Origin of the sequence: Pleurocapsa sp. PCC 7319 (genome assembly GCF_000332195.1) — a bacterium.
Taxonomy (GTDB): Bacteria; Cyanobacteriota; Cyanobacteriia; order Cyanobacteriales; family Xenococcaceae; genus Waterburya.
Map to the genome: position 1 here is coordinate 6,347,343 of NZ_KB235922.1, position 12,434 is coordinate 6,359,776.

At 39.1% G+C, this 12,434-nt stretch carries 9 protein-coding genes; 3 read left to right on the forward strand and 6 right to left on the reverse strand.

The window, feature by feature from the left end:
- Window positions 1–41: 41 nt before the first annotated feature.
- Window positions 42–1,001: a ribonuclease III domain-containing protein gene (locus PLEUR7319_RS0132835; RefSeq protein ID WP_019509494.1), complete on the reverse strand. Its 960-nt coding sequence runs from the start codon at window positions 999–1,001 to the stop codon at window positions 42–44.
- Entirely contained in the window at window positions 994–3,468 is a 2,475-nt protein-coding gene (gghA, locus tag PLEUR7319_RS0132840) for a glucosylglycerol hydrolase (RefSeq protein ID WP_019509495.1), read from the reverse strand. Before gghA ends, PLEUR7319_RS0132835 begins: the two co-directional genes overlap by 8 nt.
- A 711-nt stretch (window positions 3,469–4,179) precedes the next feature.
- On the opposite strand from gghA, the gene ggpS reads away from it, so the two are divergent.
- Complete coding sequence (gene ggpS / locus PLEUR7319_RS0132845; protein WP_019509496.1) at window positions 4,180–5,670, forward strand: glucosylglycerol-phosphate synthase; 1,491 nt, start codon at window positions 4,180–4,182, stop codon at window positions 5,668–5,670.
- Between the two features lie 791 nt (window positions 5,671–6,461).
- Complete coding sequence (locus PLEUR7319_RS0132850; RefSeq protein WP_019509497.1) at window positions 6,462–7,160, forward strand: succinate dehydrogenase cytochrome b subunit; 699 nt, start codon at window positions 6,462–6,464, stop codon at window positions 7,158–7,160.
- Between the two features lie 18 nt (window positions 7,161–7,178).
- Here the strand turns inward: PLEUR7319_RS0132850 and PLEUR7319_RS0132855 are convergent, their stop codons facing one another.
- Window positions 7,179–7,835 carry a glutathione S-transferase family protein gene (locus PLEUR7319_RS0132855; protein ID WP_019509498.1) on the reverse strand — a complete coding sequence of 219 codons (657 nt, stop codon included), beginning with the start codon at window positions 7,833–7,835 and terminating at the stop codon, window positions 7,179–7,181.
- Window positions 7,836–7,981: 146 nt separating this feature from the next.
- Here PLEUR7319_RS0132855 and PLEUR7319_RS0132860 point away from each other — a divergent pair, with 146 nt between their 5' ends.
- Window positions 7,982–8,248: a hypothetical protein gene (locus PLEUR7319_RS0132860; RefSeq protein WP_019509499.1), complete on the forward strand. Its 267-nt coding sequence runs from the start codon at window positions 7,982–7,984 to the stop codon at window positions 8,246–8,248.
- Between the two features lie 25 nt (window positions 8,249–8,273).
- Here PLEUR7319_RS0132860 and PLEUR7319_RS0132865 read toward each other — a convergent pair whose 3' ends face one another.
- From PLEUR7319_RS0132865 to PLEUR7319_RS0132875, 3 genes are all read right to left on the reverse strand, one after another.
- Window positions 8,274–9,929, reverse strand: coding sequence for an iron uptake porin (locus PLEUR7319_RS0132865; protein ID WP_237743655.1), 1,656 nt, complete (start codon window positions 9,927–9,929; stop codon window positions 8,274–8,276).
- Window positions 9,930–10,182: 253 nt separating this feature from the next.
- Window positions 10,183–10,656 (reverse strand): superoxide dismutase, Ni, encoded by a 474-nt coding sequence (gene sodN, locus PLEUR7319_RS0132870; RefSeq protein ID WP_019509501.1) that lies wholly within the window; start codon window positions 10,654–10,656, stop codon window positions 10,183–10,185.
- A 359-nt stretch (window positions 10,657–11,015) separates the two neighbouring features.
- Entirely contained in the window at window positions 11,016–12,362 is a 1,347-nt protein-coding gene (locus PLEUR7319_RS0132875) for an ABC transporter substrate-binding protein (protein WP_019509502.1), read from the reverse strand.
- Window positions 12,363–12,434 lie beyond the last annotated feature (72 nt).

A 12,434-nucleotide genomic window follows, 5' to 3' on the forward strand; every position in this document is an offset into this window, starting at 1 on the left:
TGTAGCTGTGACTAATTGTCAACAATTTACTGTGCCAAAGTCTATTCTGGTTTCCCCATCAGCTCATAGTATTTTTCTCGTCCTTGATTGTATTTATTGCTTGGATAACCCATAACCTTGTGGATGATCCATTTTTGGGGTTTACCGTCTTTGAGTAATAAAGCGATCGCCTGTTGCATAATCGCATCATCATCAATAAATTGTTCGGCAAAAAAGCTGCTGGTTTGGCGAAAACTACTCTTACTATTGTCGCGATCAAACTGGAGATATACTTGTGCCAACAGAATGGTAAAAGATTTCGGCTTACTTTCTAGGTCAGCAATTTCCAGACATTTTTCTTTTGATAACTGTTTTAAATACTTACTTTGGCTATCCTTAGCAGTTAACTTTCTGACTAAAGGTTTTAATTTGCTGGGATTTGCTTGCAGAATCTGACGATATAAATAATCTGCTACTATTCCATCTAATAAATTCTCCCCTAAGAATTGTAGCTGTTTATCTGAGGCTGAATGTTCTAAATCAGGTTTTAAATAGCGTTTGAGCAAGGGCACAATCAAATGTTTGTCCAACCAGTTACGTGTCTGGGAAAAACCCCGATCGAGATAAATTGCACCAACTAAAGCCTTAAATGCTTTCTCAAAAGGATTGCTGGGCTTGACTCGGAGGCGATGTCGCTCTTCTTTCAAGCCGAGAAAAGGATAAGCTTCTCCTAGTTGAAGATCGTACCAAAGCTTAGTTAGTCTATCCGTCTCGGTTATTTTGTCTCGCAATGCTTTAAGCTTGCCAATTTGAAAGTGAGAAAAATGCTTAAATAGATAATCAACTACTACCAATTCAAGTATTGCTTTCCCGAGAAATTCTAAACGCTGATTATCTATTTCTGGTTCGTGAATTTGTTTCGCATAGGAAGGATGGATTAATGCTAGGCGAAGGGTTTGGTCGTGTTTAAAATTGATGCCAATTTTGCTTTCAACCCGCGACGGTTCCCAATTATTACTCATTACTGCTGCTAGGCTTTGAAGACCTTGTTAATAATATACCTTGACTATTACTCAGGGTAAGCTCAGTCAGATCTTCTAAATCTTCAACATTAAGATCGGGAGTCGCGATCGCAACTTGCCATTCTGCTAAATCAAGTTTCAAGATCTCGGCGACATTTAGCTTAATCGGTTCTCCTTCAAAATTAGCAATAATCGCTACTGCCTGTTCACAATCAAGATTATGGCGTATGCCATAGATCACAGTTCTTGCTTCCTCGTTAATTTTATCAAAAGTATCTTTTTCTAGGATGTTGTGAGCTAACCAAGGGTTGAGATGGCGAAACTCTCTGGTAGTCAAATTAAATTTAACTCGTAGAGGATCAACCTGCGATTCATAATTGGAAATATTGCAAACTTGATAGCAATCTTCCATAAACATTAGAGCAAAGCTTTTTAAACGATCTTCGTCTAATTTTTTCAGAAAACGAACCATACCTCCCCGCATTAATTCCACCAGAGGAGACAATTCCTCAATGCAGTGGGTATCAGGAGCGGTACAAGCGCGTAAGACTTCTACTACTTCAGCCAGGTTATAATCCTGCTGGATCATAGCATGGTGTAATGCTTTACCAAACTGCTTTAATTGTTTGAGTTGCTTAAATCCCAGAGACTTGAGACGAGGAAAACAATGAGACCGACGATATAAATTAGGACTAATTTGCCAGTCCAAAAACCCCACCTCTTCAGAAACCACCTTGACTCCATACTGTTCATCCGTGTTCCTAAAGAATAACCAAGGAGCGTGCATGGTGGCATTAATAAAATCCATTGGCAAACCAGGACTAAAGCAATTTACCCAAAGAGTAACTCCAGGATTATCGTAAGCATTTCGTATTACTTCGGGAAGCGTCTTGCCCAGATTCCAATTGATTTGTTCCTGAGGATTAATCTGATTCCCCCGTCTGACCGTATCGTGGTTCCCGCAGCCAGTAATCCAATGATCGCCCATGGTCATAACTTCCATAACTCGCGACCATTTCTTCTCCCAAAACCCTTTAACACTGGGGGTATTATGAGCAAAAATCAAAGAACCCCATTGATATGACTCTGGTTTAAGTTCGATTAATTCACGATAAGTAGACTTTTCCTCCCAGCCTTCTTCAGGCCACGGACGACCATCCTCAAAAATGGTAAATAAAAGTCGCTTATGTTCGTTAACTTCTTGGACAATATTGCTCATCTCCAAAAGATAAGCGTCATCTTGCTCTACTCTGCCAGAAAGAGGATTGAAAAAACGAAAATCCTGACCGCCATCAATTCGGATTCCATCAGCTCCCGTATTAATTTTACGCCGTTGCATTTCTAAGAGAATTGACCTCACCATTGGTAACTGGTGGTTAAGATCCTGACCATACATATTCGGTCCTTTAAGAAATTCGCGGGCAATCAATAATTCGCTTTGGTTATCAGCGTGTCCGTAAACTAAGTCATAGATTAGTTGGATGGGATGGGTAGGAAAGTTATGCAGTGTCGCAATAAAGTCTATTACTTCATCGGGTCGTAAAGTACTAAGTAAGGCAGGGTTAGTAGTGCTAGAACCTAAAATTGGTACATCATAACCCCAATCTTGGGTATTAGGTTTGAATAATTCAACCTCGACCAGATCTTCTTCCTCACTAACAAAAGCAAAAAATTCGCTTTCTGGACTATACTCATCGCGATATTCAATTGTTGGTTCAGTAGGCAGCAGTTCGATCGCATCATAACCACTATAGTTCTGTTCGCTGGGGGTTAAGGGTTGTCTGGCGATGATCTTGGCGGCAATATCTTGGTATATACGAGTTAAGCCTTCAATGGTTCCTTCAGGAGAAGCAGTACCCACATGAATCTGCAAAATATTTTTGGGATTGCCCACGCGGGGAATTTTAACTTTGGGGTCAAGAGATTTGGCTGTACGCCGAAAATATTTTAAATCTGCCCTGTTAGCCTGGAGGCTATCTATATCGTATAGTTCTGCGGGAGCGAAAATACCGTAGGGAAGAGAATGGGGTACTAAGTCGCGAATTGTCCGCAGTTTTTCGGCACGGTCGATGTAGCGTAACCAGTAAAAAGAACCTGCTTGGAGACGATTTCCTGGCTGCATTCCTGCTACTACACCCCAGATATACTCACCTTGCTGCTCTAGATGGACGCGATCACGTCTAAATTTAATAGTTTGTTCTTTTTCTTGCCAGTCAATTGGTTCGACAGGAGTAAAAACTTCTAAATAAATTTCCCTCTCATGCAACACATCTCTAATTAGTCCTGGTACCCAGAAACCAATTTCTGTCAGTCCATCAGGTCGGTAATAAGCACCTAATTTACGGGCTAAAGCCTTAGTCTGTTCTAAGTAAGTATTGGTCGAACTTTCTAATCCTGATGCCCAAGCCAACAATTTTCCTGTAGCCTCGGGAACTAACCTAATTGATGTATTTACTTCTACTTTCACGCAATTTTCTCTGGTCTATGGATAGTTTGAATTATTCCCTTAACTCATTCTGATGTATGAAAGACAACACGGCAACTCTTTACTTTAAGTTTTTAAAGTTCTTTAAACTAGAGTTGTTCAAATACAAGCTAATTATGGGATTTAAGCAATCTAAACAATTCTAGATTTGGGTTCAGTACAGCAATTAGTGTAGGATTCAAATATATTGGACTGTTTTTTGTTAGCTGAAAAAAATTTTAAGTTAGCAGCCTAATGCCCAATGTATATTTAGAAATTGTTGTCATTTTTTGACTCAGTTAGGTAGTCACAACCAAAGTTAGAGATGAAATTTTAGTTAGGTAAAATAAAAATAGCTAGTTTACACAAGTTATAACCAGCAATGATAGTAGTCAAACAATTGATACTAATTTTACAGCGTTTGTCAATCATAAAAGTTTAGTTAAAACAAATAATATTGTAGAAAAAGCAGAAAAATGAACAAAAATTTTATTATACGGTAAATAACAACTGTATCTTCTAGTATAGAGACCAGAAAGCTCCAAGAATAACCCAAAAACCTTTAATTTTTTTTAGTTTGACATTTCACGAAAAAATCGATTAGTCAATTAAACCATAGCTATTTTATCTCTAGAAGCAAATTTCATTTGATTGGTATTACTCCATTAGTGCTTGAAGATTCCTTTATTTAATAGTTAATCAATAACAAAAATTATGAAATCATCTTTAGTTATCCTCTATCATCGCGAACCTCACGACGAAATAATCAAAGATGGCAAGATTCATTATGTACCGAAAAAAAGTCCCAATGGAATTGTTCCTACCCTCAAAAGTTTCTTTGCTGACGTTAATCAAGGTACGTGGATTGCTTGGAAACAAGTGAGCCCAGAGCAGAAAGATAGCTTTGAAGAAAGAGTTAACATTGAGGGAGAAGCTAACTATAATGTGCGACGTATTCCTCTAGATGACGAACAAGTTAAGCAGTTTTATCACATCACTTCAAAAGAAGCTTTTTGGCCAATTCTTCATTCTTTTCCCTATCATTTCACCTCGGAAACTGCAGAATGGGAAAATTTTAAGAATATTAATCGTCTATTTGCCGAGGCTGCTTGTGAAGAAGCTGCCGAAGACGCTCTAATTTGGATTCATGACTATAATCTGTGGCTGGCACCACAATATATTCGGGAACTAAAACCTGATGCTCGAATTGCTTTTTTCCATCACACTCCTTTCCCTTCAGTGGATGTATTCAACATTTTGCCTTGGCGTAATGAGATCGTTGAAAGTCTCCTCTGCTGTGATATCGTTGGTTTTCATGTCCCTCGCTATTCAGAAAACTTTGTTAACGTTGCCCGCAGCTTGAAGCCAGTGCAAGTAACAAAGCAGGAGGCTGTAGATGGACACATGACTCCTGTAGGTATGGCTTTGGCAGAACCTGAAATGACAACCCAGTTAAGCTATAAGGGACAAATAGTTAACATTGATGCTTTCCCTGTAGGGACAAATCCTCAGCATATTGAATCAGTTTTAGAAAAGACAGAAACTAAGAATCGACTTTATCAGATTAAAGAAGAACTCGGAGGCAAAAAACTAATTATTGCCGCAGGTCGAGTCGATTATGTTAAAGGCAATGAAGAAAAATTAGCTGCTTATGGTCGTTTGTTGGAACGTCGTCCCGACTTACACGGCAAAGTTAGCTTTGTGATGACTTGTGTGCAATCTGCTCCAGGAATGCGAGTTTATAAAACGGCTCAAAGTACAATCGAACAGCTAGTTGGTCAAATTAACGGACGTTACGGTAAATTAGACTGGATGCCAATTCGTCTTTTTACTCAGCCCATACCAATACCTCATTTGATTGCTTACTACAAAGCTGCTGATATCTGTTGGACAACTCCCCTAAGGGATGGTCTAAACCTAGTAGCCAAGGAATATATTGTGGCTCACGGTGGAGAAGACGGTGTTTTAGTCTTGTCTGAATTTGTCGGTGCTGCCGTGGAATTACCCGAGGCAATTTTAACTAATCCTTATTCTCTTGATGGTATGGATCGAGCCATTGAAAGAGCTTTAGTGATGTCTCCAGAGGAACAAAAAGAACGGATGTCGAAAATGTACAAAACCGTAACTACCTATGATGTCAAGTATTGGGCAGATCGTCTTTTAGATAAATTTAAAGACCTGAAGCACGAAACTGTAGCGGTATAACTTAGAGCTTGCATCTACTACGTAATATATCTGTGCTAATAGGGAAAGGGGTAAAGGTTAAAGGGAAAAGGAGAATAAATATTTCGTAAGGGAGAACAGCTGTTCGTCCTTACAAATAATCTGTCTTCCCCAAAAATTAAAATAATATTACGTGACTTGTGGCAGTTACCAAAAAACTCCTTATGATTGGAAGGTAGGGTGATCGCGTAATTGGATACATTGACACTCCCATCGCTAAAAGCGAGGGATTCTTGTATCATCCCAAGTTAACTAGATGAGAACACCAGTGGTGCAGACACATCTCCGTCAGAGCTTGATCCTCAAGCTTTTTACTACCGTTACAGGTAGTCCGTTCCCGATTGTCCCTCGGTACGCCATTAGATCGAAATCATCTTACGAAAGTTGCTCCTCAACGGGAACCGCCAAGACCGCACTTTCGCGCAACTTAACTTCGTGGTTTGAATATTTTACCTGCTCAAACTCTTGTGAGCAGAACCTTATATATTCACTTGTCGAGGTACTGATTAAGAACTTTGTTTTCGTTCTTAAGACAATTATACAACGGCTGAAAGTATTGGTACATGAAAATTGTATGTCTAAAGTGTTAACTCTCAATCCTTCTTTGTTGAGGAGGACGCGATTTCTGAAGCTTCTTCAGAAATTTAAGCCGTCCGTTTCGATTCATGAGGGGCTGTGGTCGTAATCGTATTGCGCCCACAGCCCCGTCCCATCGTTGAAAGCGAGAGTCTTCTCTCACAAAAAAGATAAATCATACGGATTATTTTGTTGTCATGACGATAAGTAGCGATCGCCCGAAACTAATTAGCTTTTATACCTCTCCTATCGGTAAAAAAATAATTTCAGGTGTTACAGGATTGGGCTTATCTTTATTTGTCTTAGTCCACATGATTGATAACTTGACCTTATTTGCTGGTTCCACAGCATACAATCAGCTAGCGCATTCTATTAATAGTTGGGGCATTTTACTCTATGCGGTGGAGTTGACTCTATTAATATTGGTTATGTTTCATGCGGCGATCGGCATCTCGATTAAACTTAATACTATGCAAGCTAGACCGATCAACTACAGTCAAATCAAAAGTGTTGGGGAACCTAGCAAGCAATCGATTAGTTCCCGCACGATGATTTTTACAGGATTGGTATTGCTAGGGTTTTTAGTCTGGCATCTGGCAACTTTTAAATTTGGCATATATTATTCCACCGTAATTAATGGGGTAGAGATGCGAGATCTATCCAAATTAGTTATCGAAAAATTTCAGCATCCAATCTATGCTTTTGGTTATGCAGGAGTAATGATTATGCTGGGGTTTCATCTGCGTCACGGTATCTGGAGTGCCTGGCAATCAATTGGACTACTTAATTCTAAAATTAGTCCCTTAGTATATGCGATCGCTCTTATCTTAGGCATTTTGATTGCAGTTGGTTTTATTGTTCTTCCCCTAGCTATCTACTTCGGCTTGATTAATTGAAGATCGATTGTCTATAACTTACCGCTTTTGTAAAATTGCTTTCATAACGGCTTTAGATTTTTCAATCTCTTCTGGAGAAGGTACAGTTTGTTGCCAACTAGGACGTTGTCTGAGATTTTCGACCCATTTAGTCACTTGGGGATATGGTTCTAGGCTGATTCCCAGGTTAGGAAGGGCATCAACCGCTGTTCCAGCAACAATATCAGCATAGGTTAATTGTTCGCCCAGAAAATAGAGACTATTCTCAGTTAAGTTATTATCAAAATATTTTAATACTGTTGCCATAGTTTGCTTGGCTTGCTCAATCTTTTTATCTTCAACGGTTACATCTAGCATCTCTTTCATCAGCACAATAGAAGCAGGGGGAAATTCATTTACGGTTACTAATTCAATCATGCGAACTTTGGCAATATCTTGAGCAGCGGTAGGCATAAAAGAAGGACTGGGATATTTAGCCTCAAGGTAATCGAGAATCGCCAAGGATTCAAAGATTTTAAAGTCTTCGTCTACTAAGACAGGAATATGATGAAAAGGGTTTAACTTTAAAAAATCTGGTTGAAATTGATCGCCATTAAGTTTTAGCAGGATTGGCTCAAACTCTAATTTTTTTTCTAAAAGAGTTACCCACACACGACGCGCATTAATCGAAAGACGAGAATAGTAGAATTGCAACATGATTAATTTCCTGAATCGCAGATATTATCAGTAAATAAGCAAAATGACAATAAACAGTTTAAGATCGAAAATTATTTCTCTGAACAATATTTATGATATCGCTGACTAACTTAATCCATGTTTGTGTTCAAGACTAATTCAATCATATGTCCTTAGAACCTTGTAAAGTTTGCGGAACTCTTAACGCGGCGGAAACCGAAATTTGTCTTAGCTGTGGCTATCCTACTCAAGGAAGAAAAAGACCTGCTATATTTCGCTGGGCAGCGATCGCTGTAATTATTTGTTTTATTCTACCCATGTTATCGGGAGTTATTAATTGGCTTTTGCTACAGCTAAAGCCCAAGTCACCGAGTCCAACTCAAACAAAAGTATCCCTGGTGCAATCAGCAAAAACCTATAACCATAAACAATAAATATAAATTAAATATAAATTTACCACTAAAAACTAAAAGTAGTGCGAATAGTACCGATCACTAGATCATCAGAATTTTGCGGATCACTATCAGGTTTCGTAATCCAAACTACCCCAGGAGTAACGGCAATATTGTCATTGACTTGATATTGATAAAATGCCTCTAGATGTAAAGAGCGATCGCTGTCTTCATCTAGATTCTCTGTATTGATCGTGGAATTAGTCACAGTGGGTTCCATGCCCACAACTATTCCTCCTAGGCTTCCTTCTTTGCCTAAATCAGGTAGTGCTAAGGTTGCTGCCCAATTCCAGATATCTTGGGTACCACGATCAATCTGCTGATTGAGAGTAGACAAATTACTGACCTTACTTAATCCACCCCAACCGCCTAGTACGATGCGATCGCTGATTGCCCAAGACATTTCCAAGCCATAGGAATTACTAACGGTAGATACCTCTTCATCAAATAACTCGGCGGTTAGCGACTGTAAATTTGCGCGATTAGTTCCGGTTTCGAGATCGCTTTGATTGTAACTATGAATATAGGTAGCAGCCAAACTAAAGTTTTCTCTGGGACTAATCGTAATTTGCCCTAACGCACTGTAAGGACCATCAAATAGACCACTTCCCAAACTTGATTCATTAGCATTAGAAGCCAAATAACCAGCACTAATCTTAATTTGGTCTACGGGACGATGGATAATTCCTAACCCTGCATCCCCTGGAGGATAGTAAATCGGGTTACGGGTACCAAAAAGTGAAATAGATCCTGAGCCTCCTTCTCCATCCAGAACGCTTATGGTTTCAGCAATATCATCAGCAGTTGTTCCTGTTGCCCCGACAATGAAATCGACCTTACTGCCCACATTAAAAATATACTGCAACACTTCTAGCTGCAGATCGTTGTTTTCCGGTTCTGCAAACGCCAAATTACCCTGTAAAGTTCCTAGCTCTTCGGAAAAACCTGAAAAATCAGAGCGAGATAACCTGGTAAATAGTAAATCTTGACCACTAAAGCTCGTTTCCAGCTCCAGTCTTAATCTGCTGCCCAAAACAGTGTTACTTTCTGACTTACTAGATAAAACACTGCCTAAACCAAAGATAACTTCCCCTTGAAGCTTGCTGGTAGTAGAAAATTGAGTTGCTTCTAAGTCTTCTAATCGTGCTTGCGAGCCATCTGTTCTCCCTTGGAGTATAGCCAAATCTGACTGAAACTCCTGCGATAATCGTATAATAGTATCAATATCTGTTTGCGGAATACGATCGGAATTGGCAATAATAGCTTCAATTGTATTGAGACAAGCATTTAAACCGGCAACAAATTCTGCGCGAGAAATTGTTTGTTCCCCGCGAAAAGATTGATCGGGAAACCCACTAATGCAACCATAACGTTCAATCAAAACTTGTAATGCGTCATAAGACCAATCGGTTGGCTTTACGTCTTGCAATTCTTGAACACTATTTATCTGAGACAAAAAATATTTTATGGGCGTTGTTTGAAGCAGAAAACTGTTACCAAAAATTTCTTGTCTCTGCAAAACATATGGTGGGGATTTATCTTGCCGATTAAAATTATGGGTCTTGACTGCTGGTAATGCGATCGCTTCTAAGCTTGACATTAAACAGAAATGTATAGCAAATACAGGCATTATTTGCTTGAATTTCCCCAAAATTTTGGGCATTATTCACAATCCTCACTCACACCAATATATAGATTACTATTATCCTATGAATCTTTTGCTATTTTGACATTGCTAAAAATCGATTGGTACAAAAGTTTCAATTTATAAAATGTAGTAAAGTAATTGAAACTTGTTGCATCAATTAATTATAAATTCCCATAATTTTTAATATTTTTTCAATTGACCAATAAAAAAAGGTGAGCTAACCTCAACCAACTCACCTTAAAAATCATTGGCGTTAAATTTTTTTCAGTTAGCTAGCTTTGTACCAGTTAACATCACGTCCTTTAGTTGCCCAGAACATTTCATGAATTTTTTGTACTGCATCCATTAATTCATTTGCGTGTTGAGAACTAACTTCTACTTTACAGGCAGAACAAAGTTTAGCCGCTTTCCAAAAAGTATCGTGAAGATCGGGATATTGTTCAAGATGGACAGGTTTAAAATAGTCTGTCCATAGAATTAAAAGCTCATCTTTAGTGATTTGCGCTTGCTCTTCTTTAATAGCGACAAAGCGAGATAAAGTATTATGATATCCAATCATCGCTGACTTGTTGCCAATGTCTGGATGCTCTAGTTCAAGAATCTTTTTAGTCATCGAAACTACAGCTTCAGCAGCAATACGAGCCGAAGAGGGATCGTAAACACCGCAAGGACCATCACAATGTGCATGAACTTTTGGTGCAGGAAAGAAATTTTTGATCTGGGTAATAATTTGTTTCAGCATCATAATTTATGGTTTTCGTTTTCTAGAATGCTTAACTCCAAGGGGATATGGGGAAATTAAAACAAGATGAGAGTTACTAAAAACAGCAATAATTTTAGATTAAGTTTTAGATTGGGGTCGCAAAATGCACACAAGATGTAGGCAAATTATTGATAGAACGTGATTATATATCACTATTCTCTATCCTTAGATTCCCGATCTTTGTTTAGCTTAGTTTGATTTATGGTCAGTTTGCAACCAATAGAACTTTTGAGCTTTTGTTTCCCTCAAAGTAATCATTTTGTCAGCTTTGGATATTGAAGTACAGCTAATGAGACAAAGCAACAGCTAGCTCAAATAGTCTTGATTATTATTGAAGCTTAATTTGCACCTGTAGGACTGACGTTATCAATCACGCTTAAAGTACCATCTTCGCCTACTTGCCATACATCATAACTACCGACAACATCGCCATTTTCATCAATATCTACATTCCCACTCGCTCCCTGAAAATTAATATCCTCTCCCTTACGGACTAGCTCCATTGCCTGACAAGCGTCAGTGACTTCTGTACCTGGAGCATTTGCTACTTCTAAAATTTTACTTTTAATCCCTTCTCCTGTATTGGCATCGCTAGCTTCTGCCGCCAACATCATTAATACTGTGGCATCCCAATTGTGAGGAACATAGGCAGTTAATTCCTTCTTAACCTTTTCGTTCCACAGAGCCGTAAAATCTGCTAATGCCTTTCCGTTTGCTCCAGGAACAGTCCCCAAGGCTCCGGCAATAATTGATTTACCATCAGCAGTTTTGCCTACTTGTCTCACAAAATCATCGGAGTAAACGCCGTCCGTTAATAAAACGGTCACGTTATCGGTTAGTCCTTGCTCAAAGGCAGATTTTAACAGAACACTACCAGTCTCCGCATATAAAACCGCTGCCACTGCATCGGGCTTACTACCAAAAGCTGCTTTAGCCTCACTATCTAGAGTTGCTGCTTTGGGATCGTGACGGACTGGTTTACCAACAATATTTCCCCCTTGATCTTTAAATGCTGTTACGAACTGTTTTTCAAATCCCACCCCATAATCGTTGTTGATCGCTACAGTAGAGACTTTGTTAAATCCTTGCTTTTTTGCCAGGGTTGCTAATGCCTGAGATTGATAGGTATCTGGTGGCGCAGTACGCGCCCAATAACCATTAAATTCATCATTTTGCGCTCGTTCGGTAAATACTGGGCTAGTGCTACCAGGAGACACCATCATCACTTTGTTACGTACTGCTACGTCTACGGCAGCCCCAGAAACACTACTGGCAAAAGCTCCTACTACCCCTGCAACTCGATCCACTTCTGCTAGTTTAGTCATCGCACTACTACCTGCACTGGGTTCAGTCTGGCTATCTTCGCTAATCAGGCTGACAGGAGCTTCATTAACGCCACCACATTCATTAATCGTATCTACGGCAAGCTTAACAGCGGCAGGCCAATTTTGACCAATTGAAGAAAGATCACCTGTGGTTGGAGCTAAAGTACCTAATTTAAGTCCTTTTCCTGAACCTGCATTTGATTGTTCATTACCTCCAGTTTGCTCTCCTGAAGGATCTCCACCTTGACAAGCTACTAGAAATAAACTTGTACTTAAACAAGCTATGGTCAATATAATGCTAGAAGAAAGACGATTAGCTTTATTATTGAGCAAGGGGCGATCGCTTTTAAGATATTTCATATTTAAGACATCAATCTAGTTTTAATAATAGCTTTTAGCTTTTAGCTTCTAGCTCTTAGCTTCTACAACGAG